The following is a 26,040-nucleotide window of genomic DNA, read 5'->3' as shown; positions in this document are numbered from 1 at the left end:
CCACCGCGCCAGGCGCCGCTGTCCGGCAGCGAGCGACGAGCGCGAGAACGTGGCGGTGACTGGTTATGGGGCGCGAGGCCCGCCTGTAAAGCAGTCACCTGCCATCCTGCCCTTCGCTAACGCGCTATCGAATAAAAGCGTTGTGACGTGGGCCGACTGCCCCTTCCGTGCGTGTGATTCACAGGCGCGGAGCGGCCGGATACCGCCGTCGACCGGTCGGTGAATTTCGCGGGATCCGAAATCGGGGCTCCCCGGCGTCAGGTGACGTAGGCGTCGGGCGGCGTGGGAGTCAGACGGTGCTGGCGTCAGGTCGCGTCCACGCCCTCGGGCGCGTCGTCGAGCAGGTCAGAGGCGGTGACCAGCGATTCGAGTTCGAGGTCGTGCTCGGCGAGGTTCTCGGCGGCGCCCTCCTCGCGGTCGACGACGACGAGCACCCGGTTCACGACCGCGCCGGCCTCCCGCAGCGCCTCGGCGGCGTCGACGGCGCTCTGACCGGTCGTCGCGATGTCCTCCAGCACCACGACCTCCTCGCCGTCGGCGAGTTCGCCCTCGACGAGGTTGGCGGTGCCGTACTCCTTCTGCTGCTTGCGGACGATGACGTAGGGGTTGCCCGACTCGACGCTGGTGACCGCGACCAGCGGGACGGCGCCCAGCGCGACGCCGGCGAGTTTGGTCTCGCCGTCGGTCGTCCGCGCGAGGTGGTCGGCGAACGCCTCGGCGATAGCTTCGAGGCAGTCGGGGTCGGTCTCGAAGAGGTACTTGTCGACGTAGTAGTTCGAGGTGCCGCCGTGGGAGAGCTCGAACTCCCCGAACTTGACGGCGTCGGCCGCGCGGAGCGCGTCGATGAGTCCCTGGGTGTCCATACCCCGGCTGTCGGCCGCCCGCGGTTTAGCCGGTTCGATACGCGGTCGCGCCGCGAGCGCCGCGAGTGGAGCGCGATGCCGGGGAGCTATCGGCCGGGAAGCGACCGGCCGGCGAATCGCTAGGGCTTGCGAGGGCAAGCGGCGCCGGGCGGCGGCCGCCCGGCCGGTCCGTCGCGCTCCGGAACCACTATGCGGGCGGACCGCTGACTAGCGCGTGATGAGGGTCTTCGGGTCCAGCGGCGTGCGCGGCGTGGTCAACGACGACCTCACGCCGAGCGATGCAACCGACGTGGCGCAGGCGGCCGGCACCGTCTGGCGCGCCGGGGGCGCCGACCGCGTCGCGGTCGCCCGGGACACCCGCCGGACCGGCCCGATGCTCGTCGATTCCGTCGCCGGCGGCCTCGCCAGCGTCGGCGTCTCCGTCGACCGCCTCGGCGTCGTCCCCACGCCCGGCCTCCAGGCCTACGCCGAGCGGGAGGGCGTCCCGGGCCTGATGGTCACCGCCTCGCACAACCCCCCCGAGTACAACGGCATCAAGCTCGTCGGCGCCGACGGCGTCGAACTCCCGCGCGAACGGCTCGAAGCCATCGAGACGCGGCTGCTCGACGAGGCGCCACGGCGCGTCGGCTGGGCGGAGACCGGCGAGCGCCGCCACGTCGACGGCGCCGCCCGCGCCTACGTCGACGAACTGCTCGCCGCCGTCGACCGCGAGGCCGTCGCCGACGCCGACCTCACCGTCGCGGTCGACCCCGGCCACGGCGCCGGCGCGGTCACCAGCCCCGAGTTCTTCCGCCGGCTCGGCTGCCGCGTCAAGACGATCCACGCCCAGCCCGACGGCCACTTCCCCGGGCGCGACCCCGAGCCCGTCGCGGCGAACCTCGGCGACCTCCGGCGGTTCGTCCGCGCCACGGACGCCGACCTGGGGGTCGCCCACGACGGCGACGCCGACCGCGCCATCTTCGTCGACGAGCGGGGCGACCACGTCGAGGGCGGCGCCGCCCTCGCGGCGCTGGCCGCCGACGCCCTCGACGAGGGCGACACCGCCGTCTCCGCGGTCAACGCCTCCCAGCGGCTCGTTGACGTGGTCGACGCCGCCGGCGCGGACCTGACCCTGACGCCCATCGGGTCGACGTACATCGTCTCGCGCATCCGCGACCTGCTGGCGACCGGCGAGTCCGTCCCCGTCGCCGGCGAGGGCAACGGCGGCGTCCTCTTCCCCGACTACCGCATCGCCCGCGACGGCGCCTACACGGCAGCCCGGTTCTGCGAGTTGCTCGCCCGCCGCGGCGAACCCGCGAGCGACGTGGTCGCCGACTACGACGACTACGTGAACGTCCGCCGGGACGTGGCCTACGACAGCGAGCGACAGCGCGAGGCCATGCTCGACGCCATCGAGCGCGCCGCGGAGGAGTCGGTCGCCGACCTCGACACGACGGACGGTTACCGCCTCGACTACGGCGACGGCTGGGTGCTCGCCCGCCCGTCGGGCACCGAGCCCGTCGTCCGCGTCTACGCCGAGGCCCGCTCGGCCGACCGCGCCGAGGAGCTGGCCGACCGGCTCCACGACGCCGTCTCCGGCATCCGCGTCGATTAGTTGCGACTTCGCCCCCTGTTTCGTGTCGAACCCCGGTACCTGACGGTGTCCCCGGCGATTAGTTGCGACTTCGCCCCCTGTTTCGTGTCGAACCCCGGTACCTGACGGTGTCCCCGGCGATTAGTTGCGACTTCGCCCCCTGTTTCGTGTCGAACTACCCGGTGTCGGCGTGGTCGGCGAGCCACGCCTCGATGTCGTCGGCCATCGCGCCGCGGCGGTGGATCTCGCCGGTCTCGGCGTCGACGACGGTGCTCTCCATCCCGTCGGTGCGCCCGCCGTCGAGCACCGCGGCCACCCGCTCGCGGACCTCGTCGCTCAGCTCCGAGGGCTCCCGGACGCTCCCGGTCCCCGAGAGGTTGGCGCTCGTGGCGGTGACCGGTACTTCGGCCGCCTCGAACAGTTCCAGCGCGAGGTCGTGGTCGGGGACGCGGACGCCGACCTTCTCGCGCCCGGCGGTCAGCACGTCGGGCACGGCGTCGCGTCGCCTGACTACGACGGTGACCGGCCCGGGCAGGAACTCGCGCATGAAGTCGAGTTCCCGCTCGGTCGGGTCGACGTACTCGGTGGCCCGCTCGACGCTCGGCACGCCCAGCGAGACGGGCTTGTCCCGGTCGCGGCCCTTGACCTCGAAGACCCGCTCGACCGCCTCGGCGTCGACGGCGTTCGCACCCATCCCGTAGACGGTCTCGGTCGGGTAGACCACCAGGTCGCCGTCCGCGATGGCTCGGGCTGCGCGCTCCACGTCGGTCATCGTCGGAGTTCGGTGGGTCGTCGGGAAAAGCGTGACGCGATTCGCTCGCCAGGAGTTGAATCGACTGTACTCGACAGTGAGCGCTGAAAGGGCGAGGCGCGCTCGCGGTCGCTGAGCGGGATATCCTCGCGGCCCAAGGGCCGCTTCGGATAATGGCCCGCTCAGACGACTGAACAAGCGCGAGCGCGCCTCGCCCGTTCAGTCCGCCAGGAACGGCACCGCCCCGCACAGCACCGCAGGGGGCCTCACACCTCCCCAGCCTCTTGCGCGTCTCGGCCTGCGGCCTGCGATGCTCATCCCTCGCGCGGTGTTGTCGCGCGCATGAAAGCGCGCTCCAGCGCGCGCCACGGTGGCTGTTTCACGGTCCGATACGCGCGTCGGCCGAGCGGTCTCAGTCGTCGGCTTCGGCAGCCTCGGCGCGCGGGACGGTCACGTCGGCGAGGTTGGCCTCGATCTCCTCGCGGCGGTCCTCGAACGTCCCGGGGAGGACGAGCCGGCCGCCGAGGTCGTCGAGCGGTTCGTCGCTGGTGTAGCCCGGATCCCTGGTCGCGAGTTCGAAGAGGACGCCGCCGTGCTCGCGGAAGTACACCGAGCGGAACCAGTGGCGGTCGATCTGCTGGGTGGGGCTGAGCCCGCGCGAGCGGACGGCCTTGCGCATCCCCTCCTGGTCCTCGTCGGTGGGCGTCTGGAAGGCGACGTGGTGGACCGTGCCGTGGCCCTGCCGGCCGCCCTGGATCGTCGGGAGCACGTCGACGTACTGCCCGACCGCGCCGGTCGCCTCGAAGCGGGTGCGCTCGTCGCCGGGCGTGCCACCCTCCGCTTCCTCGGTGCCAACCCGCTCCATGCCCATCGCCTCCAGCAACTCCTCGGTGGGCTGGGGGTCGGCGAGCCACAGCGTCACCGAGTGGAACCCGCGGATCGCCGCCTCCTCGGGGACGAACTCCGTCCACGGGACGGTGGGATCGTCGTCGGGGATCTCGACCTCGACGAGTTCGACGGGGAGGCCGTCGGGGTCCTCGAAGGGGAGGACCGTCTCGCCGAACCGCTCGACGCGGTCGTCGTAGTCGACGCCGTAGTCGTCGAAGCGGTCCTCCCAGTAGTCGAGGCTCCCCTCGGGCACGCGGAAGGCGGTCCGGGAGACCTGGCCGGAGCCGACCTTCCCCCGGGTCATCCCCTCCCAGGGGAAGAAGGTCATGCTCGTCCCGGGCGTGCCCTCCGCGTCGGCGAAGAAGAAGTGGTAGGTGCTGGGGTCGTCCTGGTTGATCGAGCGCTTGACGAGCCGCAGGCCCAGCGTCTCGACCCAGAAGTCCATGTTCCGCTGGGGGTCGCCGGCGATACAGGTGACGTGGTGGATGCCCGGTGTCGGGTTCGGATCTGCCATTGCTCCCCGATACGTGCTCCCGGTACTTCAATAGGCGCTGACATCGATGTCACCGGGTCGCCCGGGTGTCAGCCGCGGTCGAGGGCCGTCTCGCAGTACTGACAGCGAACGTCGTCGGGGTCGTTCGGCGCTCCGCACTCGTCGCAGTTGACCCGGTCGGGGCCGGTCCCGGCGGCGCCGCCGTCGGCGAGACTGACCGCGAGGAGTACCCCGCCGAGCGCGACCATCCCGGGCGGTCCGGCCGCGTACAGCGCCAGCCCGCCCGCGACCAGCGCGACGCCGATGCGGTCCAGCGAGCGCGACATACCGGACGGTCGGCTGACACCTCGAAAAGCCCTGGGGGCGGTCCCGGCGATACCGCCCTACAGCTCGTCGATGGCGGCCTCGACCTCGTCGTAGTCGGGGAACTCCGGCCACTCGGAGGCCACCCAGGCGTACTGGACGACCCGCTCCTCGTCGAGGACGAAGACGGCCGGCCGCGGTTCCTCGACCCCGGCCATGCCGTCGAGGTCGTTGACGATGTCGAACTGTTCGGCGACCCCGTTGTTCGGGTCGGAGTAGAGTCGGGCGTCGACGCCGCGGTCGTCCAGCAGGTCGGCGTGCTCGTACGGCGAGGAGATCGACAGCCCGACGACCTGGGCGTCGTCGCGGTCGAGCCACCCCCGCTCTCGAATTTCGTTCCAGACGTAGGTCGCGGGGAAGGCGCCGTCCATCGGGTGGAAGACGAGGACGACGGGGCCCTCGTCGGTCAGCGTCGAGAGCGAGACGTCCTCCCAGTACTCGGGGCCGACCAGCGGGCGCTCGAAGTCGGGGACGCGGTCGCCCGCCTCGGGGTGGTCGGTCTCGGGGAGGTCGACGACCTCGAAGGGCAGGTCCATTCAGGCACCCCCCTTCGCGCGCTCGCCGTACGTGGCGTCCAGGTACTCGACGATGTTGCCGCTCTCGGACATCGTGACGCCCGTCGACTCGTCGACGATGGCCGGCACGGAGCGCTTGCCGGTGAGTCGCTGGACCGCGTCGCGGTCGCTGTGCATCGGCTCGACGAACCGCGAGCGGTAGTCGAGGTCGTACTCGTCCAGTTTGCGGACGACCCGCTCGCAGAACGGGCAGGCCTGCAGCCGGTAGAGCGTGATGGCTGGGTCGCTCATCTCGCCGGTAGTACGGCCAACAGCCGGGTAAGCGCTTCGCCCCCGGCAGCCGCGAACGGGGCCCCGCTCGACTGTCGGGGACCACAGTCATTGTCCCCGGGCGCGTAGCCGCCGCCATGAGCGAGACCGACGGGACCGACGACCTGGAGACGACCGCTGATCCGGCGACACCGGTGGTGCGGCGCGCCGAGGACATCGAGTACGAGGAAGTCGACGCCGCCGAGGGACTGTCGAAGGCGGTCCTGATCGGCGAGGCCCACGGCGCCGAGAACCTCGCGATCCGCCGGTTCACACTCGCGCCCGGCGCCGAGGTGCCGAAACACAAAAACGAGATCGAACACGAGCAGTACGTGCTCGCCGGCGAGTACGTCGTCGGGATCGACGGCGAGGAGCACACGGTCCAGGGCGGCGACGCGCTGCACGTCCCCGCGGGCGCGGTCCACTGGTACCGAAACGAGCGCGACCTGGAGGGCGCCTTCCTCTGTGCGGTCCCGACCGGCGACGACGCCATCGAACTCGTCGACGAGGAGTGAGCGCGGGCGGGGCCCGGCCCGGCGACTGGGACGGCGGAGCGACGGGGAAGCGCCACCGACGGCGCGGCGCCCGAGCCTTTTTTGACCGCGGTGGCCCACCCTCGGGCAATGACCGACCACGAGTCGCTCGTCAGGCGCTCGCTCGCCGGGACCGACGCGTTCGACGAGCGGGTCCGCGCCCAGGCCGACCGGCTGACCGACGCCCTCGCCGACGGCGCCTTCGACAACGCGGCCGCCACGCTGGGACTGGAACTGGAAGTCTACGCCCTCGCCGGCGACGGGGAGGACGAGCGCCGGACGCTCGCACCCATCCCGGACGGCGTGTACGAGGGACCGGCCGACAAGGAACTGGGGCTGCACAACGCCGAACTGAACGCCGCGCCGAGCCGCTTCGACGACGACGGCGTCGCCGCCCAGGCCGCCGAGATCGAGGGCGACCTGGCCGCGACCCGCGAGCGAGCCCGCGAACACGGCCTCGAGATCGTCCTCGACGCGATGCCGGCCGTCGCGCCCGCCGGCGGGACCCACGCCTACCTCGACGACGTAGTGGTCGAGGGCGGTCCGACCAGTACCGGGGAACGGCCGGTCGTCGTCCCCGGCGGCGGCGCCGACGACCCCGTCCTCGTCGCGCGGAACATGCGGAAAGACCCCCGTTACGGCGCGCTCGACAACGTCGCCGTCCGGCGGGCCGGCGGCGAGATCGACTTCTCCGTTCCGGGCGCCGAATTGGGCTTTCGCACCATCCTCTTCGAGTCGCTGGCGACCTCGATCCAGCCCCACGTGCAGGTGCCGGACCCGGCCGAGTTCCCCCGCTATCACAACCTCGCGACGCGGACGCTCGGCCCGCTGGTCGCGCTGTCGGCGAACTCCCCGTTCCTGCCCGGCGACTGCTACGACGCCGACGACCCCGAGCGGCTGGTCGCGGAGACCCACCACGAACTCCGGATCGCCGCCTTCGAGCAGTCGATGAACCAGGGCTGTCGGAAGGTCCGGGTCCCCGAGGACCTCGACGACCCCGCGGACGCGCTGGAACAGGTCGTCGCGGACGACACGTTCGCGCCCTTCCTCCGGGAGTGGATCGAGGACGAGGGCGACGTGGAAGAGGAGGGACAGAAGGGCGGCGACCCGGCGAGCGCGGCCTGGGAGTTCGACTACAAGCGGGGCACCTTCTGGCGGTGGGTCCGCGGCGTGGCGGGCGGCGACGCCGTCGACGGCGCCTGCGACCGGCGCTCGCTGCGCATCGAGTACCGCCCGCTGCCCACCCAGCCGACCGTCCGCGACATCGTCGGCCTGCAGGTCCTGACCGCGGGCCTGCTCCGCGGGCTCGTCGCCGCCGACCACCCGCTGGCCGACCTCCCCTGGGACGACGCCGAGCGGAGTTTCTACGCCGCGGTCGAGGACGGTCTCGACGGCGACCTGGCGTGGGTGACCGCCGACGGCGAGCGGACCGACGACTCCGACGAGATCTTCGCCGAGGTCTTCGAGTTCGCCCGGCGCGGGCTGGCCGAGCAAGGGGTCGGCGAGGAAACGCGGGACCGGTATCTCGACCCCATCGAAGCCCGCCGGGAGGCCGGCGTCACGCCCAGCGCCTGGAAGAAAGCCCGCGTCCGCGAGCACCTGGACGACGGGGCGGACCTGGAGGAAGCGCTCGCGCGGATGCAGGGCGAGTACGTCGAGCTGAGCCGCGAGCGCGAGCACTTCGCGGAGTGGATCTGAGGAGTCGGCGGTCGGTCACACGTCGTTGCGGGTCCGCTGCGAGTCCCCCGCGGGATCGTTGCCCCACATAACCGTACCGCCGGCGTGCGTCGTGACGCCACGGACACACTGCCGAGTCGACTTCATTCGTCCTCCGCGAGTCCGCTCGACCATGTCGACAGCGACCGAGGCTGCGACGGAGGAACCGCACGCGAACGACTCCTGGCAGGCCGGCGTCGTCGGCGGGATACTCGGCGCGCTGGCGATGGGCGCGCTGATAGTGGCGATGAACGAGCCCACGATCGCGGTGGCGATCCCGTCGCTGTACGCGCTGGCGCCGCCGCCCAGCGGCGCCGCGGGGCGGTTCGTCCACGCCTCCCACGGCGCCGTGCTGGGCGTGGTCTTCGCGGCCATCGTCGGCGCGCTCGACCTCGATTCGCCCGGCGAGCAGGTCGGCGCCGGAGTCGCCTGGGGCGTCCTGACGTGGGCCGTGCTGGCCGCGCTCGTGATGCCCCTGTGGCTCGACGCGGTGGGGTCGCCGGCGTCGCCGCCGTTCCCGAACTTCGCCGTCCCGTCGCTTTTGTGGCACGCCGTCTACGGGCTGGTGCTCGGCGGCGTCTACGCCGCGACCGTCGACCGGCTGTAGGCGGTGCTTCGACCGGTCACTCGCTCGTTTCGGCCGCGCCGGTTCCCGCACGCTCGACAGCCGCGAGGTCGATCTCGCCGCCGGGCATCGGCACGCCGTCGAAGGGGTCCGAGTCGAGCAGCAGCGACCCGTCCAGGTCCGCGTAGTCGAACAGCGGCGCGAGGTGGGCGCTGGCCGCGATGGTGGCGTTCGAGGCGACCATGCACCCGACCATCGCCTCGCAGCCGTGGGCGTGTGCGACTTCCGCCACCCGGCGCGTCTCGCGCAGACTGCCGCACTTCTGGAGCTTCGCGACGACGATGTCGACGGCGTCGGCCACCCGGGCGGCGTCCGCCGCGGTCTCGACGGACTCGTCGGCCGCGACGGGGACGGCGCCCCGGTCGCGGACGCGGCGGAGTCCAGCAACGTCGTCGGCGGGGACCGGCTGTTCGACGAACTCGACGCCGTGGTCGGCGAGGATCTCGGACCTGGCGACGGCCTCGGCGGGCGTCCAGGCCGCGTTGGCGTCCACGCGGATCGTCGCGTCGGGCGCGTCCTCGCGGACGGCCGCCAGGCGCTCGGCCGTGCGGCCCGCCCCTAGTTTCACCTTGAGGATCGAGTACCCCTCGGCGACCGCGCGTTCGGCTCGTCGGCGGGTCTCGTCGGGGTCCGCGAGGCCGATGGAGAACGAGGAGGTCGGTGCCGCCGCGGGGTCGAGGCCCCACTGCCGATACAGGGGGACGCCAAGGCGTTTGGCGGCCAGGTCGGCGATGGCGGTGTCGACCGCGGCGCGGGCGGCGGGGTTGCGCCCGACGCGCTCGCGCAGCTCGCGGTCGACCCGCTGGCTCGCGTGGGGGTCGCCCACGTCTTCGACGACTTCGAGGAGGGCCGGCAGGACCGCCTCGACGGTCGCGGGCGTCTCGCCGTAGTAGGTCGAGGGCGCGGCGGCGCCGACCCCCTCGTGTGTGCCGTCGGAAATCCGGACGAGGACGTTCTCGGCCGTCTCGGTCGTGCCGCGGGCGATGGTGAACGGGTCGGCGAGCGGGAGAGAGCGCCGTTCGAATTCGGTCGTGAGGTCGGCGTCGCCGGTATCGTCGTCGGCGCCGTTCGGCGACATCTTCAGTCCTCCCCGAGGACCGCCGGCAGAATTTCGCCCGCGTCGAAGCGGACGGGGTCGGTCGCGGGCGCGTCGATGGCGGCGGCGTAGTCCTCGACGGCTGCGCCGGCCGCGTCGTCGTCGAGGTCCTGGGTGTTGAGCGCGCCGGCGACTACCTCCGCGGGCGCGACGGGGTCGGCCAGCGACTCGTAGAGCGCGGCGTACTCCCCCGGTGGTGGGATCGGGACGTGCTCGTACCCGTGGACGGCGTCGCGGCCGGCGACGTGACACAGGACGAGCCGGTCGGGCATCGCACCGTGGAGAATGCTCGTGGTCACCCCGGAGTAGGCCGGGTGGGCGATTGCGCCCTGTCCTTCGACAAAGAGTACGTCGAACTCGGCGGCCCGTTCCTCGACCATCCGCTCGACCGCGCCGGCGGCGAAGTCGGAGACGACCCGGTCCACGGCGATCCCGTAGTTCTCGATGGCGATCCCCGTCTGCCCCGTGGGGACGACGCCGGCGTCGACGCCGCGCTCGCGGGCTGCCTCGGCCAGCTCGAAGGTGGTCGTCATCTTCCCCGACGAGCAGTCGGTGCCCACCGTCAGTATCACGTCGGCGTCGACCTCGCTCGCAGTCCCGTCGCTGACGGTCAGGTCGTCGGGCGGCCGGCGCAGGTCGCGGATCTCGGCGCCGTGTTCGTCGGCGAGGCGGGCGAACTCCTCGTCGTCGGCGAGGAAGTAGTGGAGGCCGGCGACCACGTCGGCGCCCTGTTCGAGCGCCCCGCGCACGTCCGGCCGCCAGGTCGCGTCGAAGCCGCCGCCGATGGGCGCGATCCCGACCACGAGCGCGTCGATGGGCTCGCCGACCGCGTCGATACCCTCGACGATGGGGGCGTCCTGCACGTCCGGGACGTGGTCGCGGACGCGCTCGCCGGCGCGGGTCCGGTCGAGCACCGCGACCACCTCGTCGTCGCCGTACCGCAGGATCCCGACGGCCGTCTTCGCCCGCTCGGGGAACTGCTCGTGGGCCAGGATCGCGACGCGCATGGACGAGTGTTCGTGTTCGCGTGATTTAATCGCACGGTGGATCGAAGTGTCGGAACCGCGATCACAGCCCCAGCAACCGACCGCACCGCAGGCTCGATCGTGACCGCGAACAGCGTGAAAGCCCCGACGCGTTCGGCTCCCGGGGCTCGCTGCGCGCGCTCCCTTCGGTCGCGTGCTAGCGTCGCCCGGGTTCGCCGAACGCGTCGCCCCTTTCATTCCCGCCCGCATCGGCTGACCGGTCAGCCGATGCGGGCGGGAATGAAAGGGGCCGGCCGCTCCGGGAAGACGGCCGAAGTAAGCACCGCAGACGAGCGGAGCGAGTCGAGGAGCGCAGCGAGGCCCTCGACCGGAGCGGACGGGGGCTTTCACGCTGTCTTGCACTACGATCGGGCCGGCGGTGCGGTCGGTTACGGTCGCTACGGAGGGTCACGCTGCTCGCGGTCGTGATACTCGCAGTAGTTCCGATTCCCGCTCCGTCACATTCTACAACGCTCGCAACTGTACCTGCCAGAACTCGCGAAACGCCGACTCCAGGGCGGGCTCGGGGTCGCCGGAGGCGCTCACCGACGAAACGCCGTCGGCCATCTCCTCGAACTCGTCGAGCACCGTCCGCTCGCCGACGACGTACAGCCGGTCGGTGTCGGCTTCCTCCAGCGCCACCCGACAGCGGTCGAGGTGGTTCTCGATCTGCTCGTCGCGCAGCCGCTCGAAGCGCGCCTGCGAGTAGCCGCCCTTGGAGTGTTTGCTCTTCAGCTCGGAGTCGAACCCCTGGAAGGCGACCCGCTCGTCGCCGTCGTACTCGCCCATGGCGAACAGATCGGAGCGCACGAGGGCGAACGTGAACGAGCCCGTCGGCTCGAACCACGACCGGTCAACGGCGAAGGCGTCGCCCCACTCGGTGAACGGCTCGGGCGGGTCCGGCACGGAGAGGCAGGCGCCGACGAGGGCGGCGTCGTCGGTGACGGCGAGACAGGGAGCAGCGCGGCCCACCAGCGCCGCGCGGTCGCCGAACGCCTCGCGGACGGGCTCCGGGAGGTCGTGGCCGTCGGGGACGTAGGCGGTGAACGCGCCCTCGGGGTCGGTCTCGACGGACTCCAGCCGGTCGAGGACCGCCCGGAGCCGGCCGTCGCGCAGCGTCTCCTCGGCGGCGAACGCCCGGTCGGCACCGGCCTGGCCGTCGCGCAGCCGCTCGACCTCCCCTTCGAGTTCCGCGATGCGGTCTTCGAGGCGGTTGACCCGCTCCTCTGCCGCCTGGCGGTCGCTGACGGCGTCGGCCCGCCGCCGCTGCTCGGCCTCCAGCTGCTGCTCGCGGCTGTCGAGCTCGTCTTCGAGTTCCGCGATGCGCTCTTTGAGTTCCGCGCGGCCGAGCACCCGGTCCAGCATCACCGGATGGGGACGCCGCGGCCGGTTAAAACTACAGGGTCCGCTCGCTAGGAATTGGAGCGACCGCACTCGACGGCAGGCGCTGAAAGCCCTCGACGCGCTCGCGGTCGCTGAGGCGGGATATCCGCGCTCTCCGCACCGCCCGCTCACGGCAGAGCCGTTCGCTTCGAGGCGCGCAGCGCCTCGCACCGCGCGGATAGTGGCCCGCTCAGACGACTACATGAACGCGAGCGCGCCTCGCCCTTTCAGTCCACCAGGACAGCACTGCATCCGCACAGCACCACAGGGGGCCTCATACCTCCCCAGCCTCTTGCGCTCCTCGCAGGCTGCGGTGCTCATCCCTCGCGCGGCTACGGTCGCGCGCACGAGAGCGCGCTCCAGCGCGCGCCGACCGCATCCACTCCGCCTTCCCGACCGCATCGCCACCGCGACCCACGCCACCTCCGCAGAGCGACGGGTTCCGGCCAGCCGCTCGCGGTGGCGGAATCGTCCGCGTTCGCGGTGGAGGGGTGAGCGCGGTGTCAGTACGTCGTGTGGGAGGCCGACCCGACGGCGATCCGGACGAGGGTGTTGTCCGACCAGTCGTCGGGGTCGGCGCCGTAGCGGCGGTTGATCCGGCGGTTTGCCTCGCGGTTCTGCTCGTCGTCCTCGACGACCGACGCGGTGCCGCGGACGGTGACCGTCCACTCGGGGTGGCCCGCCTCGCTCTCCTGGATCGAGAGGGCCACCCGCGGGTTCTCGCGGACGTTGGCGAGCTTTCGCCCGGTGGTCATCACTTCGATCACGGGACGGTCGTCGCCGTCGGCCGGCTCGTAGCGGAACCACACCGGCGCCGCGTGAGGGCGCCCGTCGCTGCAGGTCGCGAGGTGGGCCGCGACCGGGTCGCCGGTCAGCAGGTCCTCGACCGCCTCGGGGACTGACTGGGCCATGACGACGCTACGGGCGCCGGGCGGAAGTGGGTTGGCCGCCGGCGACCATCGGTCGCGGAGACGGCTGTCGCCCGCCGGGGCGGCCGGAACAGCAGGTCTGCCCGCTCAGAGCCCGAGGCCGACGAGCGCGTACAGCGCGAGCAGGACCGTCGGGACCGCGACGGCGACGTACACCGGCTTGCTCCAGCCGAGGACCTTCCGGCCGTCGAGCGGGCCGAAGGGGATCATGTTGAACCCGGCGAGCAGGAGGTTGATGCTGAGGCCGCGCTGGCCGATCAGCCCGAGGAGACCGGGACCGAACAGGAACAGCGGCAGGAAGACGGCGGCGAGGCCGACGTTCGTGACCGGCCCGGCCAGCGCGATGAGGCCGTTCTCGCGGGCGGTGATGCGGCCGCGGTGGACGACCGCGCCGGGCGCGGCGAACAGGAAGCCCGCCAGCGCCGACATCACGGCCAGGAACAGCATCCCGTAGTCGGCCTTGAACGCCGCCATCTGGCCGAAGCGGACGGCGACGACCTTGTGGGCGAGTTCGTGCAGCAGGAAGGCGACGCCGACGGTCGCAAGCGAGACGACCAGCGCGATCCCGACCGTCGACGGCGCGACGGAGCCCCGGGCGACCGCGTCGACGAGCGACCGGTCGATGAACAGCATGAACGCGACGCCGAGTGCGAGCCACGCGATCCCCAGGTCACGGAGCTCGCGCCGGCTGAAGGAGATGCCGCGCCAGCCGCGGCCGCCCGGGGAACGGGGACCGCCGCGACCGGGCCGGCCGGCCGCGCCGCCGCGCCGGCTCACGCGACCGCCCCCCAGACGATCCGCCAGCCGTCGCGGGCCCCCTCCAGCAGCAGGCCGCCGATGGCGCTGACGCCGCCGATGTCGGCCGAGAGGTACGGCAGGACCAGCGGGAAGACGACGAGGCTGGCGACCATGCTCCCGACGTTGGTCAGCCCGGCGACGAGGATCAGCCGGAACAGCGGCACCCGGCGCATCCGGGCGAAGATCTCGCTCACCGGCGCCGTCTCGTCGTCCATGATCTCGTTGAGCCGGGAGATGTCCGAGACGTTCACGTCGACGTAGCGCAGCTCGACGTAGCCGGCGAACCAGCCGGGCGCCAGCAGCGGGTTGACGCTGGTCAGCCAGGCGACGCCGCCGCCGACGAGGGCGCTCGGCCAGGTCGCGCCGGCGAGTTTCGCCAGCCCGCCCGCCAGGACCCCGTTGACGAGGAACCACGCGACGAACAGCTCCAGCAGGAAGTCGTTGCTCGCCCCGCCCAGCGCGAGCAGGGCGAAGAAGACGAGGAAGCCGACGGTCATCGCGTAGCCGACCGCCTTGTAGAGGTAGCCGGTGAGGCTCGACCCGGAGGTCTCGCCGACCAGCGACTCCATCGGCGGCAGGCTCTCCGGGTCGGCGAGGTAGCCCTCGATGCCCTCGCGGTGGCCGGCGCCGACGACCGCGACGACGGTGTAGCCCGCCTCCCGCAGCGCGACGAGCCGGTGGGCGATGAACGCGTCGCGCTCGTCGATGAGCGCCTCGGCCGCCCCGGGAGCGAACCGGCGGAACTCCTCCATCATCGCCGTCACCACGTCCGCGTCGGTCAGCTCGTCGACGTCGATCTCCTCCAGCTCGTCCTCCTCGGGCAGGAACGCCGCGAGGACCGCGCCGGCCGCCGCGCCGAGCGTCGCGCCGGCGGCCGCCCCGCCGAGGACGCCGGTCCCCGTCTGGAGGACGAACCCGCCGATCCCGGTCAACTGCTCGCCCGAGACGGCGAGCGGGCCGACGGACAGACCGCCGGCCGCGGCGACCGCGACGCCGGCCGCCGAGCCGGCGACGACGCCGGCCGCGACCCTGGTGTAGGTGGTGTTGGCGACCGGCAGGGGTTCGAGCCACTCGGCGAGCCACGGCTCGACCAGGCTCCAGACGACGACGCCGGCGACGGCGCCGCCGACGAGGCCGCCGGCCAGCGCGACCGTGCCCGGGCCGAGCGCGGCGACGAAGTCGGCGCTCGCGAACCCGAGGGTCCCCGCGGCCAGCGTCGCGACGGCGAAGCCGGCGAACAGGCCAAAGGAGAGGCCCAGGCCGGCGCCGACGGCGACGGGCGAGCCGACGGCGAGCGTGAGGTTGCCGAGCAGCATGAGCTTCCGGACGGGGCTGAGCCGCGCCCAGAAGCGCTGGACGGTCAGCTGGATGTCCCGGTCGACCAGCGCGACGCCGAGGCCGTGCTCCTCGGCGGACTCGACGGCGGCCAGCATGTCGGCGCCCGGGTCGACGCCGAGTTTCTTGCCCAGGCGGGTCTGGACGTAGGAGAGCATCCAGTAGGCGAGAAACTGGAAGACGGTGTTGCCCCGGAGCATGTCGCCGGGGTCGATGTCGTCGGGCGTCTCGCCCCGCAGCTGGCGGAACCGGCCCTCGTCGAGTTCGACGGCGACCACGTCGGGCTTGCGCTCGGCGATGGTCGACTCGACCTCCTCGACGCTCTGCTCGGAGACGTGTGCGGTACCGAGGACGTGGACCTCCCCCTCGCCGCGGGCGCGGGAGGGCGGGCGCGACAGTTCCCCGTCGACTCCGGGGTCGTCGCCGGCGGGCTCGGTCATTCACCCCCGCTACACGGGCGTCCGGTTTACCGTTGTCGGGACGCCGCCGAGCGGTTCGCCGCGCTACCCGGGCGTCGCCGCTCCCGCGGGAGCCGCCGAGACGCCTCCGATCGCCGAACAGATCGCTCGATCTGGTAGGCGAACGGTAATGTTTTGACGGTCGTGGAGAACGCTATCACCTCGTGAAATTTGCCGCGAAGGCTTATATACCGGATTCGTCCTCACCCGGGTATGAACCTGAAGATCAAGCTGGTGGCGCTCTTCCTCGCCATATCGCTGGTTCCGTTGACGGCCGTGGGGGCGGTCGCAACGAACAACATGGGGGAGCTGAACCGCCACGCCCAGGACCAGAGCGCGGAGTACCTCCGCGCGGAGATCACGAGTCAGCTGGACAGCACCGTCGCGGCGAGACAGGACGGCATCCAGAACGAGGTCGACAAGCGCGGCGTCGACGTGCGGTCGATGGCCGCCTCGGCGACGATGCAGGACTACCGGGCGGCCAGCGCGGGCGAGATGGACCTGATCCAGGGCATGAGCGAGGACCAGGTCGGCTACGTCGCCCTGCAGATGCACGCCGCCATCGAGAGCGCCCAGCAGACGGTCCTGGAGACCGAGTACGACGGCCGGTCGTGGGACCAGCTCTCCGACGAGGAGCGCCGCGAGGTCGAGCGCCGCGTCGAGGCGCGGATCGCCGGCACCGACGGGGCGGGCGTCACCGACGAGGGGACGATGGCCGCGACGTTCCGGCCGGGCTACATCGGCGACACGGGCTACGCCTACATCACCGACCTGGAGTCGAACGTGGTCGTCCACCACAGCCTCGACGAGGGGCACAACCTGAAGCGCGACTCGGGCGGGACGCTGCGGGTGTTCGACGACATCAAACAGCGGATCCAGACCTCGCCGCAGATTCAGAGCGGCGACCAGTGGGGCGTCGCCCAGTACGACTGGGAGGACACCACCCAGGAGGGCAACCCCGTCGAGACGAAGTTCATCTCCTACACCTACTACGAGCCGTTCGACTGGATCCTGGCCCCGAGCGTCTACTACTACGAGCTTCAGGAGACGGCGATGCAGGACGCCAAACACCGGACCGCCGACTCCTTCGAGCGGCGGATGACGGCCCAGACGATGACCGTCGGCGGGACCGAGTCGCCGGTCTTCGAGTCGATCACCTACGTCGACGCCGACGGCGAGGCCCAGATCGAGACGAGCCGGATCGACGGCGAGGTCGTCACCGACATGGGTGCGATCGGCTCGCGGGCCGACGCCACCTGGTTCCGGGAGGCGAAGTCGCTGCCGGCCGGCGAGACGTACTTCGGCGAGGTCCGGACGACCGACGGCGGCGACCGCCTGCCCATCGCGGCGCCGGTCTACTACAACGGCTCCTTCGAGGGGGTCGTCGCCGCGGAGTTCAACTACTCGCTGGTCACCGAGATGACCGACTCGGTCACCGTCGGCGACAGCGGCTACCTCTACGTCCTCGACGGGGACGGCCAGATCGTCAGCCACCCCGACCGGTCGGTCGTCGGGACCGACGCGGCCGCCGGCGAGTACGGGGCCGAACTCGGCGATGTGGTCTCCGAGCGGATGCTCGCCGGCGAGTCGGGGATGGCGACCCACAACAGGACCGTCGACGGCGAGAACGTCACCCGGTACGTCCAGTTCGCGCCGGTCGAGTTCGGCGACCGGCAGTTCACGCTGGTCGCGACGGTGCCCGCCTCGGACGTGAACGAGCCGATCGCGGCGCTGGGCGCGAGTCTCCAGGGGAAGGCCAGCGACGCGCGGCTGCTCATGTTCGGCCTGTTCGGGCTCGCGGCGGTCGTCGTCGCCGGCGCCGGCTACGGCGCCGCCCGGTACATCTCCCGGCCCATCGAGCAGGTCAAGGAGCGGGCCACCGCGATGTCCCGGGGGCGGTTCGACGAGGACGGCGACGCGGCCGTCGACCGCGACGACGAGATCGGCGAGATGGTCGACGCCTTCGACGAGATGCAGGCGAACATGAACCGCCAGGTCGACCAGATCGAGGCGGTCGCCGCGTGCCTGCGGACCGGCGACGTGCGCGACGATCTGGAGACCGACCTCCCCGGGAAGTTCGGCGAGATCATGACCGCACTGGAGGCCGGCATGACCGAGCTCCGGGCGAGCTTCGACGAGATCAACCGCGCGAGCGCCAACGTCCGCGCCGGCGACCTGGACCAGGACCTGGACACGGACCTGCCGGGCGACTACGGCGAGGTGATGACGGAACTGGCCGCGGGGCTCGACCAGCTCTCCGAGAGCTTCGACCAGCTAGAGCGGGTCAGCGCCGACCTCCGGGACGGCCGGCTCGCCCAGGATCTCGACGCGGACAAGCCCGGCGACTACGGCGAGGTGCTGGCGAACATCGACGAGGGGCTCGACGCCGTCGACGAGAGCGTCGCCCGCGTCCAGGGCATCGCCGAGTCGGTCCGCACCGCCAGCGACGAGGTCGCCGCCTCCACCGAGGAGATCGAGGCCGCGAGCGAGGACGTGGCCGACTCCGTCCAGGAGATCTCCCACGGCGCCGACCGCCAGGCCGAGAACCTGGAGGAGGCGGCCGGCGAGATGAACGAGCTGTCGGCGACCGTCGAGGAGATCGCCTCCTCGTCGGCGGACGTGGCCGAGACGGCGCGGCGGGCGGCCGAGCGGGCCGACGCCGGCCGCGACCAGGCCGCCGAGGCCTCCGCGGAGATCCGCGAGATCGAAGACGAGAGCGAGCGCGCGGCCGCCCAGGTCGAGGCCCTGGAGTCGGAGATGGACGAGATCAACGACATCGTCGGGATGATCACCGACATCGCCGAGCAGACGAACATGCTGGCGCTGAACGCCTCCATCGAGGCGGCCCGCGCCGGCGAGGCCGGCGAGGGCTTCGGCGTCGTCGCCGACGAGATCAAGGGGCTGGCCGACGAGGCGGCCGAGGCGACCGAGACCGTCGAGCAGCGCATCGCCGACGTCCAGGCGACGACCGGCGACACCGTCGAGGACATCGAGCGGATGCGCGAGCGCGTCGAGTCGGGCGTCGAGACCATCGACGCGGCGGTCGAGCAGTTCGACGACATCGCCGACGCCGTCGAGGACGCCGAGGCCGGCGTCCGGGAGATAAGCGACGCCACCGACGACCAGGCCGCCTCCACCGAGGAGGTCGTCGCGATGGTCGACGAGGTCAGCACCGTCAGCGAGGAGACCGCCGCCGAGGCGACCAACGTCTCCTCCGCGTCGGAGGAGCAGGCCGCCTCGATCAACAGCGTCTCCCAGAACGTCCGGGAGATGGCCGACCTCGCCGCGAACCTGGAGGCGCTGGTCGACGAGTTCGAGGTGTCCGGCGCCGACGCGGCCGCCGGGACGGGCGGCGCGTCCCCCGGGACGGACCCCGACGCGGGCGGCTCGCGCGTCCTCGACGACGCGCTCGATTCCGGCCCCGCGCTCGACACCACCGACGGCGCCGGCGGCCCCGCGAGCGCGACCGACGACGACTGAGGCGTCGACGCGGCGACCGATGGACAGGCCGGACGGCCCGTCCGTCGGCCACCTCACCCGTCGACGTACTGCTCGTCGAACAGCCGGACGAGCGTGCCGAACAGGCCGACGACGATCGGGCCGTAGAACAGGCCGACGGCGCCGAAGGCGTAGACGCCGCCGAACACGCCGACGAGGACCGTCGCCGAGTGCAGCGAGGACCCCCGATCGACGACGTGGGCCCGCAGGTAGTCGTCGACGACGGCGACCGCCGTCGCCCCGTAGACGACCAGAAAGGCGGCCCCGAGCAGCCTGTTCTGGAGCCCCAGCCACAGCGCCGCCGGCCCGAGGACGCCCGCGACGCCGACCACTGGGAACAGCTCCAGCACCATCATCACGCCGCTCCAGAACAGGACGTTCGGGACTCCGACCAGCAGCAGGCCGACGCCCGCGACCCCGCCCTGGACGACCGCGACGAAGACGTGACCCTTCAGCACCGCCCAGGTCGTCCGGTGGGCATCCTCGCGGAGCGTCGCCGTGGTCGCGTCGTCGAACGGGAGCCGCTCGCCCGCCCAGTCGACCAGCCGGTCGCCGTCGACCAGCAGGTAGTAGAGGACGAACAGGAAGAGCACGGCCCCGAGGAAGAAGTCCGTCGTCGCGCTCACCAGCCCGGTGAGGTCGCCGACGAGCAGCTCCGCGACCCGCCGCGGGATCGACTCGACGATCGACGCCAGCGGGATCTCCACGCCGAGCAGCCGCTCGACCCGCCGCTCGGCCGCGGTCGGCACGGACAGCCTCTCCAGCGTCGCCGAGAGGTCGCCCAGCCCGGTCGGCGCCGCGGCGACCAGGGCCGCGCCGACGGCGGCGGTCGCCGCGACCGCGAACCCGACCAGCCCGGCGGCCGATACCCGCTCGCCCACCCGTGGGGCCAGCCGCCGCTGGACCGGCGTGAGCAGCACGGCCAGCAGGACGGCGACCAGCAGCGCCGTCAGGAACGGCCGGACGATCAGCACGACCAGGTACCCGAACACCAGCAGGACGAGCGCGAAGAAGCCGACCTGCAGCCGCTCCGTGTCGACCATCAGGCTCCCCGCTCGCCGGCGGTCGGTCGACCACGCCTCGCTGCTCGCGGGGCGACGCTTCTCCGTACGCGCACGTCGTGATCGTCGGGTCCCGGCCGGAAGGGCCTTGATCCGGGCTACGTGCGGGTGGGGTGCGGGCTGCATCAGAGTGGGTTGCGGGCCACGTGCGGCGGGACGCCCGGCGTGGCGACTTCCCGCGGGATGCGTGTCAGCGGTCGCTGGCCGGCTGAAAGAGACGGCAGAACGGCGGAGCGCGGACGGGTTACTCGCTCTGGATGCGCGGCGCGAGCATGAACGTGACCTGGCCCTCGCCCTCGGCGATGTCGAAGTGCATCTTGACGGGGAACTCCTCGCCGAGCTCCATCCGCACCTCGGCGTCCTTCGGGATGGCCTTGTTCATGTCCTTGAGGTAGTCCAGCGAGAACAGCGAGTGAGCGGGGCCGGCGGTCAGGTCGATGAGGTCCTCGCGGGTGAGCTCGAGGTGGACGTCGTCGGTGTCGCCCTCCGCGTCGACGTAGAAGTACTCGTCGGCGTCGTCGACGCCCAGCGCGATGTGGTCGGAGACCATGTCCGCGGCGGTGACCGCGCGGTCGATGTCCCGGCCCTCGATGACGATCTCCGCCGCGAGGTCCAGGTCGGGCAGGTCCGGCTCCTGGCGGATGGAGTCGGGGTCGATGAGCGCCAGCGTGTACTCGAGGCCGTCGATGGCGATGTGCAGTTTCCGGGTCTCCTCGTCGAGTTCGAGGTGGACCAGCTGGTCGGCGTCGGCCATGCCGGCGATGTCCTCCAGCCGGGAGAGGTTGACGCCGATGACGCCGCCGTCGGTCTCGTAGGACTCGAAGGCCGAGGCCGACAGCTCCAGGTCGACCATGCCGACGTTGGCGGGGTCGACCGCCCGGATCTCCAGCCCGTCCTCCTCGAGGTGGATCTTGCACTCGTCCACCAGCACGCTCACGGAGTCCAGTGTCGTCCGGAGCGTGTCCGCGCTCACGATGGCGTTGAACATCTTGCCCGCGGCTACGCCCCCATCCGTTAAAAAGTCCCTTCTTTGCCCGCGAGCCCGCGCGTGGCCGCGTGGTGCGGTCTCGGCGGGTCGGGACCGTCCGCCGCGGCTGCCTGCGAATGCACCCACCGGTCTTAGCCGGTTCACTGCGCTACCGGAACCGTATGGCGCCACTCCCACGCGCGGATGACCGCCCAGAGTCGACCGACGGAGCTCCGCCGAGCGACGACGACTCCCGACCGGTCCTCTCCCGCCGGCGCGTTCTGCGCAGTGCCGCGATCGCCGGCGTGGGCACCGTCGGCGCAGGCGCGCTCGCGAGCACGAGCGGCGTCGGTTCCGCCCAGATCTCCCAGGCCGCGGTCATCCCGGAGGTCACGCGGTGGGAGAACGACAACCTCGCCGGGTTCATGATCCACGTCGGCGGGTCGACCTCGCCGACCCAGAGCCGGGTCGCCGAGGGCTGCGTCCCTCCCGGCAGCGACACCTGGCCGCCCGACGAGATGCTCGCCTACGACGCGGCAGTCATCAACCGCAAGCAGGGGGACACCCCCGAGGCGTCGACGACGCTGTACATCGGCGGCTCCGTCGAGGTGCTGCCCGGCCAGCTGTACCTCATCAACCGGTTCAACCGCTGCGACGGCGACTTCGTCGGCGTCGTCCTCGAACAGATCGGCCGCTCCGACGTGAGCGCCGGCCCCGGCCAGCAGGCGACCAATCGCCCCGTCGCCGACGTGGAGGAGGACGAGCGACCCAGGGAGCTGGGGACCACGACCACCGGCGACGGCCCCGGATTCGGTTTCCTGGCCTCGCTCGCCGGCCTCCTGGGCGGTGGCGCCCTGCTCCGCCGTCGCGGCGACGACTGAGCCCTCCCCGCGTCCGTACGTTTTTGTATCGAGCCGCCGGAAGTGTCGGGCAGGATGAAGAAGATCCTCGCGTCAGTCGGCATCGGCAACGCGACAGTCGACACGGTACTGGAGAACGAGACCGTCCGGCCGGGCGAGCCGGTCGACGCCGTCGTGCGGGTCGAGGGCGGCGAGGCCGAGCAGACCGTCGACCGGATCGAACTGGAGGTCGAGACCCGCTACCGCGGCGAGGAGGGCTACGAGGAGACGACCGTCGACCGCCTGCATCTCACCGACGGGTTCACGGTCGAACCCGGCGAGGAGACGAGCTACGGGACGACGCTGGACATTCCCTACGCGACGCCGCTGACGATGGGCGACGCCGCCGTCTGGGTCGACACCGACCTGGAGATCGGGATGGCGGTCGACCCGGAGGACGAGGACCCCCTGGAGGTCCGTCCCACCGAGCGGATGGAGACGGTCTTCGACGCCGCGGAGGACCTGGGGCTGTCCCTCCGGACCGCCGACTGCGAGGCCGACCCGTACGGCCGCTACACCGACCGGCGGTTCGTCCAGGAGTTCGAGTTCCGCCCCTCCGGGGGACCTTTCCGGGGCGACCTGGACGAGCTCGAACTCGTCTTCGACCCCTCGCCGGAGGCGCTGACCGTCTACGCCGAGGTCGACCGCAGCGCGGGCCTGCTCAGCGAACTCGCCGACGCCGACGAGCGCAAGACCAGCTTCGCGCTCCCGGCGGTCGACGCCGACGCCGCCCGCGACCAGCTCCGCCGGACTATCGAGCGGCTGGTGTAGGCCGCCCTACTGCATCGCCTTGACCCAGCCGGGGACCGACGCCATCCCGTCCTTGTCCTCCCAGCCGCTGTCGCGGAGGTACGTCTCCAGGTCGTCGAACGCGAAGCCGAACCGCTCCTCCAGCGCCGGGATGTCGGCGCTGTAGCCGACCTCGTTGAACCACTCGCACATGACGGTGAACTCCTCGCCGAACGTCTCGTAGGCGTCCTCGATGGGGACGTGGACCGCCTCGACGTCGACGCCGGTGACCTCGGAGAGCACGGCGGCGGTCTCCTCCAGGGTCTTCTCGTCGCCCGCCAGGTCGATCGCCTCGCCGACGAACTCCTCGGGGCGCTCGAAGGCGACCGCGGCGGCGTGGCCCACGTCGTCGTTTCCGACCATCTGCAGGCCGACGCCCTCCGCGAGCGGGAGGGCGAGCTGGCCGTCCTCGACGATGTCCTCGGCGAACGCCTCCAGGTTCTCGAAGAAGAAGACCGGCTTGAGGACCGTCCAGTCGAGGTCGGTGTCGCGGACGTGCTGGGCGATCTCGTCGGCGGAGTCGAAGTGGGGGATCCCGGTGTCCTCGTCGTGGCTGCCGACGCCGGAGAAGACGAAGTGCTCGACGCCCTCCTCGTCGGCGACCGTCGCGAGATTTTTACCTTGCTCGACCTGGGCGTCGTAGCCCTGCGTCCAGAAGTTGGTGACGGCGAAGACGGCGTCGGCGTCGCCGACGGGGCCACGGAGGCTCTCGGGGTCGTTCAGGTCGCCCTCGACCATGGTGACGCCGCGGTCTTCGAGCGCCTGTGCGGTGTCGCTCGTCGCGTCGCGGGTCAGCCCGCGCACGTCGAAGCCCTCGTCGCTCGCCAGCAGGTGGTCGACGACCGCGCCGCCCTGGTTTCCTGTCGCTCCTGTTACGAGTACGGTGGTGGTGTCGTCAGTCATTGGTTCGTCGTACTGGGGTAGGGCCGCCGCACGTATATCTTTCAGGCGTCGTACACGATACCGGATGACATCGATGTCACCGGGGAGCTCGGGGCCCGGTCGGACGGCCCTCGACGCGGCGGCGGCCGCATCCGACGGCCCTTTCCGCTTCGACGGCGTCACCTCCTCTATGAGCGAGACTTCGCCGGCCCGACCCGCACTCGGGGGGCCACGCAACGCGGTGAGCGGGCGATGAGCGGCAAGGACGAGTACTACAACAAGGCCAAACAGCAGGGCTACCGCGCCCGCTCGGCGTACAAGCTCAAACAGTTAGACGAGACGGCGGGCCTGTTCGGCCCCGGGAACACCGTCGTCGACCTGGGGGCGGCCCCCGGCGGGTGGCTCCAGGTCGCCGCCGAGGAGGTCCACGAACACGGGACCGTCGTCGGCGTCGACCGCCAGCGCATCGACCCGCTGGAGGCCGACAACGTCGAGTACGTCCGCGGCGACCTCACCGAGGACTCGACCATCGACGAGGTCGTCGAGCGCGTCGGCGCCGACGGCGAGGACCGGCCCGTGGACGTGGTGATCTCCGACATGGCGCCGAACATGACCGGCGACTACGACCTCGACCACGCCCGCTCGGTCCACCTCGCGCGACAGGCGTTCGAGGTGGCCGAGCGCGTGCTCGACTCGGGGGGCGACCTCGCCGTGAAGGTGTTCGACGGGAAGGACCTGGCCGATCTGGAGGCCGACATCGAAGCGGAGTTCGAGTACGTCCGGCAGGTCCGGCCCGACGCCTCCCGGGAGTCCTCGTCGGAGCTGTACCTGGTCGCCAAGGGCTACCTGACGGCGCCGGTCCGCGAGGGCGACACGGTCGAGGTCGAGATCGTCGACGTCGGGAGCGAGGGCGACGGGATCGCGAAGGTCGAGGGGTTCACGCTGTTCGTCTCCGGCGTCGAGGAGGGCGAGACCGTCGAGGTCCGCGTCGACGACGTGAAGCCGAACTACGCGTTCGCCCAGCCCGCCGAGTGACCTAGAACGCCGCGTCGCCCTCGTCCGCGAGGATGTAGGACTTCAGCTCGTCGGCGGTCACGTCGTGGCCCTGGCGGCCGAAGAAGGCGGCGACGTTCTCGCAGTCCCGATCCAGGAACTCCTCGGCGTTGGGGTGGTGGACCGTCACCGCCTGGCCCAGGTCGATGACGTAGATGTGGTCGCCGTGGACCACGAGGTTGTACTCCGAGAGGTCGCCGTGGACGAGGCCGGCGTCGTGGAGCCGTCGCATGTACTCGGCGACGACCTCGCAGGCGGTCTCGGGGTTCTCCAGGTTGACCTCCGAGAGCCGCTTGCCGCGGCCCTCCTCGGTGCCGAGGTACTCCATGACGAGGACGTTGCGCTCGACGGCGATGGGCTCGGGGACGAGCACGCCGGCCTTGCGGGCGCGTTTCAGGTTGGCGAACTCCTTGCGGACCCACGCGAGGACGACCTTCTTCTTGTCCGAGCCGATCCCCCGGAAGCGCGGGTCGCCGTCGAGGTAGCCCCGCATGTCGGTGAAGTCGGAGGCGTTGATCCGGTAGACCTTGACGGCGACCTCGGTGTCCTCGTCGCCGAGGGCGGTGTAGACGTTGGCTTCTTTCCCCGTGGAGATGGGGCCGCCGAAGGCGACGATGTGGCCGTCCTGGACGAGCTTGTAGAGGGCGCCGAAGGTGGCGTCGTCGAACACCGAGTCCTCGACCTTGAACTGCTCGGTGTCCTTGATGCGCTTGCGGAACTCGTTGAACTCCCGGTCCCGTTTGCGGGCGATCCGGTCGGCCTCGGTGTCCTCGATCTCGACTTCCTCGAACTCGTCGCCCGGGTGTTCGGCCTCGTCGGTGTCGAGCAGGCGGTACTCCGGCATGGTCAGCGGTCCCGCCCGGCGCGCGAGGAGAAGAGAGGGTGTGCGCGCCCGGCGGTAGTGTCGTCCGCCATGCTACTCCTGGATGTGTCCCTCCTCGCGCAGCTGGTCGGCCTGCTGTTTCTCGTAGCGCCACGTGATGTCGGCCTTCTCGTCCTGCCAGTCCCACGGCTCGACGAGCACCACGTCGTCCTCGCGGATCCAGATGCGCTTTTGCATCTTGCCGGGGATGCGCGCCGTCCGGTTTGTCCCGTCCATGCAGCGTACCTCCACCCGGTTCGCCCCGAGCATCTCCGTGACGACGGCGAACACCTCGTCGTCGTCCGGCATCCGCAGGTCCGTTCGGCCCTCGTTGTCGCTCATACCCGTCCGTTGTCTCGGGAGACGTTTTAACTTT

General features: G+C 71.5%; 25 protein-coding genes. 8 read left to right on the top strand and 17 right to left on the bottom strand.

The window, feature by feature from the left end; translation table 11 throughout:
- Positions 1–305: 305 nt before the first annotated feature.
- Complete coding sequence (gene pyrE, locus E3328_RS11390) at positions 306–863, bottom strand: orotate phosphoribosyltransferase (protein ID WP_135364772.1); 558 nt, start codon at positions 861–863, stop codon at positions 306–308.
- A gap of 217 nt (positions 864–1,080) precedes the next feature.
- Here pyrE and glmM point away from each other — a divergent pair, with 217 nt between their 5' ends.
- Positions 1,081–2,457 carry a phosphoglucosamine mutase gene (gene glmM / locus E3328_RS11385; RefSeq protein WP_135364771.1) on the top strand — a complete coding sequence of 459 codons (1,377 nt, stop codon included), beginning with the start codon at positions 1,081–1,083 and terminating at the stop codon, positions 2,455–2,457.
- Positions 2,458–2,611: 154 nt separating this feature from the next.
- Here glmM and E3328_RS11380 read toward each other — a convergent pair whose 3' ends face one another.
- From E3328_RS11380 to E3328_RS11360, 5 genes are all read right to left on the bottom strand, one after another.
- Positions 2,612–3,208 carry an L-threonylcarbamoyladenylate synthase gene (locus tag E3328_RS11380; protein WP_135364770.1) on the bottom strand — a complete coding sequence of 199 codons (597 nt, stop codon included), beginning with the start codon at positions 3,206–3,208 and terminating at the stop codon, positions 2,612–2,614.
- Positions 3,209–3,599: 391 nt separating this feature from the next.
- Entirely contained in the window at positions 3,600–4,589 is a 990-nt protein-coding gene (locus E3328_RS11375; RefSeq protein ID WP_135364769.1) for a ring-cleaving dioxygenase, read from the bottom strand.
- Positions 4,590–4,657: 68 nt separating this feature from the next.
- Positions 4,658–4,894 carry a hypothetical protein gene (locus E3328_RS11370; protein WP_135364768.1) on the bottom strand — a complete coding sequence of 79 codons (237 nt, stop codon included), beginning with the start codon at positions 4,892–4,894 and terminating at the stop codon, positions 4,658–4,660.
- A gap of 57 nt (positions 4,895–4,951) precedes the next feature.
- Complete coding sequence (locus E3328_RS11365) at positions 4,952–5,467, bottom strand: redoxin domain-containing protein (RefSeq protein ID WP_135364767.1); 516 nt, start codon at positions 5,465–5,467, stop codon at positions 4,952–4,954.
- Positions 5,468–5,737 carry a glutaredoxin family protein gene (locus E3328_RS11360; RefSeq protein ID WP_135364766.1) on the bottom strand — a complete coding sequence of 90 codons (270 nt, stop codon included), beginning with the start codon at positions 5,735–5,737 and terminating at the stop codon, positions 5,468–5,470.
- 116 nt (positions 5,738–5,853) lie between these two features.
- On the opposite strand from E3328_RS11360, the gene E3328_RS11355 reads away from it, so the two are divergent.
- From E3328_RS11355 to E3328_RS11345, 3 genes are all read left to right on the top strand, one after another.
- Positions 5,854–6,270: a cupin domain-containing protein gene (locus E3328_RS11355; protein ID WP_135364765.1), complete on the top strand. Its 417-nt coding sequence runs from the start codon at positions 5,854–5,856 to the stop codon at positions 6,268–6,270.
- A 108-nt stretch (positions 6,271–6,378) separates the two neighbouring features.
- A complete protein-coding gene (locus E3328_RS11350; RefSeq protein WP_135364764.1) occupies positions 6,379–7,986 on the top strand; it encodes a glutamate-cysteine ligase family protein in 1,608 nt (535 codons plus the stop codon).
- A gap of 151 nt (positions 7,987–8,137) precedes the next feature.
- Positions 8,138–8,611, top strand: a complete 474-nt coding sequence (locus E3328_RS11345) for a DUF6789 family protein (RefSeq protein ID WP_135364763.1) — start codon at positions 8,138–8,140, stop codon at positions 8,609–8,611.
- Between the two features lie 16 nt (positions 8,612–8,627).
- Here the strand turns inward: E3328_RS11345 and E3328_RS11340 are convergent, their stop codons facing one another.
- The 6 genes from E3328_RS11340 to E3328_RS11315 all read right to left on the bottom strand — a co-directional run bounded on the left by E3328_RS11340 (position 8,628) and on the right by E3328_RS11315 (position 15,635).
- Positions 8,628–9,707 (bottom strand): dipeptide epimerase, encoded by a 1,080-nt coding sequence (locus tag E3328_RS11340; RefSeq protein ID WP_135364762.1) that lies wholly within the window; start codon positions 9,705–9,707, stop codon positions 8,628–8,630.
- Positions 9,708–9,709: 2 nt separating this feature from the next.
- Positions 9,710–10,732 carry an N-acetyltransferase DgcN family protein gene (locus tag E3328_RS11335; RefSeq protein WP_135364761.1) on the bottom strand — a complete coding sequence of 341 codons (1,023 nt, stop codon included), beginning with the start codon at positions 10,730–10,732 and terminating at the stop codon, positions 9,710–9,712.
- Positions 10,733–11,215: 483 nt separating this feature from the next.
- On the bottom strand, positions 11,216–12,115 hold the full coding sequence (locus tag E3328_RS11330; RefSeq protein ID WP_135364760.1) for a Vms1/Ankzf1 family peptidyl-tRNA hydrolase: 900 nt from the start codon (positions 12,113–12,115) through the stop codon (positions 11,216–11,218).
- A 521-nt stretch (positions 12,116–12,636) separates the two neighbouring features.
- Complete coding sequence (locus E3328_RS11325) at positions 12,637–13,044, bottom strand: pyridoxamine 5'-phosphate oxidase family protein (protein WP_135364759.1); 408 nt, start codon at positions 13,042–13,044, stop codon at positions 12,637–12,639.
- 105 nt (positions 13,045–13,149) lie between these two features.
- Positions 13,150–13,839, bottom strand: a complete 690-nt coding sequence (locus E3328_RS11320; RefSeq protein WP_394345909.1) for a zinc metalloprotease — start codon at positions 13,837–13,839, stop codon at positions 13,150–13,152.
- Positions 13,836–15,635, bottom strand: coding sequence for a TraB/GumN family protein (locus E3328_RS11315; protein WP_135364758.1), 1,800 nt, complete (start codon positions 15,633–15,635; stop codon positions 13,836–13,838). Before E3328_RS11315 ends, E3328_RS11320 begins: the two co-directional genes overlap by 4 nt.
- A 231-nt stretch (positions 15,636–15,866) precedes the next feature.
- Here E3328_RS11315 and E3328_RS11310 point away from each other — a divergent pair, with 231 nt between their 5' ends.
- Complete coding sequence (locus tag E3328_RS11310; protein WP_135364757.1) at positions 15,867–19,133, top strand: methyl-accepting chemotaxis protein; 3,267 nt, start codon at positions 15,867–15,869, stop codon at positions 19,131–19,133.
- A gap of 53 nt (positions 19,134–19,186) precedes the next feature.
- On the opposite strand, the gene E3328_RS11305 is transcribed toward E3328_RS11310, so the two are convergent.
- On the bottom strand, positions 19,187–20,194 hold the full coding sequence (locus tag E3328_RS11305) for an AI-2E family transporter (RefSeq protein ID WP_167837383.1): 1,008 nt from the start codon (positions 20,192–20,194) through the stop codon (positions 19,187–19,189).
- 262 nt (positions 20,195–20,456) lie between these two features.
- Complete coding sequence (locus tag E3328_RS11300; RefSeq protein ID WP_135364755.1) at positions 20,457–21,200, bottom strand: DNA polymerase sliding clamp; 744 nt, start codon at positions 21,198–21,200, stop codon at positions 20,457–20,459.
- Positions 21,201–21,484: 284 nt separating this feature from the next.
- Between E3328_RS11300 and E3328_RS11295 the strand changes: the two genes are divergently transcribed.
- Both E3328_RS11295 and E3328_RS11290 read left to right on the top strand, forming a co-directional pair.
- Positions 21,485–22,060, top strand: a complete 576-nt coding sequence (locus tag E3328_RS11295; protein ID WP_135364754.1) for a PGF-CTERM sorting domain-containing protein — start codon at positions 21,485–21,487, stop codon at positions 22,058–22,060.
- A 54-nt stretch (positions 22,061–22,114) separates the two neighbouring features.
- A complete protein-coding gene (locus E3328_RS11290; protein WP_135364753.1) occupies positions 22,115–22,849 on the top strand; it encodes a sporulation protein in 735 nt (244 codons plus the stop codon).
- 6 nt (positions 22,850–22,855) lie between these two features.
- Here E3328_RS11290 and E3328_RS11285 read toward each other — a convergent pair whose 3' ends face one another.
- Positions 22,856–23,770: an NmrA/HSCARG family protein gene (locus E3328_RS11285; RefSeq protein ID WP_135364752.1), complete on the bottom strand. Its 915-nt coding sequence runs from the start codon at positions 23,768–23,770 to the stop codon at positions 22,856–22,858.
- A 231-nt stretch (positions 23,771–24,001) separates the two neighbouring features.
- On the opposite strand from E3328_RS11285, the gene E3328_RS11280 reads away from it, so the two are divergent.
- Positions 24,002–24,784: a 23S rRNA (uridine(2552)-2'-O)-methyltransferase gene (locus E3328_RS11280; RefSeq protein WP_135364751.1), complete on the top strand. Its 783-nt coding sequence runs from the start codon at positions 24,002–24,004 to the stop codon at positions 24,782–24,784.
- Between the two features lies 1 nt (position 24,785).
- Here the strand turns inward: E3328_RS11280 and rio1 are convergent, their stop codons facing one another.
- Both rio1 and eif1A read right to left on the bottom strand, forming a co-directional pair.
- Positions 24,786–25,646, bottom strand: coding sequence for a serine/threonine-protein kinase Rio1 (gene rio1, locus E3328_RS11275; protein ID WP_135364750.1), 861 nt, complete (start codon positions 25,644–25,646; stop codon positions 24,786–24,788).
- A 72-nt stretch (positions 25,647–25,718) separates the two neighbouring features.
- The gene (eif1A, locus tag E3328_RS11270; protein WP_135364749.1) at positions 25,719–26,006 is read right to left on the bottom strand and encodes a translation initiation factor eIF-1A; all 288 of its coding nucleotides are present in this window, start codon (positions 26,004–26,006) and stop codon (positions 25,719–25,721) included.
- Positions 26,007–26,040: the final 34 nt, after the last annotated feature.

It is taken from the genome of Halosimplex halophilum (assembly GCF_004698125.1).
Classification (GTDB): domain Archaea; phylum Halobacteriota; class Halobacteria; order Halobacteriales; family Haloarculaceae; genus Halosimplex; species Halosimplex halophilum.
This window is presented reverse-complemented; position numbering and strand designations above follow the sequence as displayed.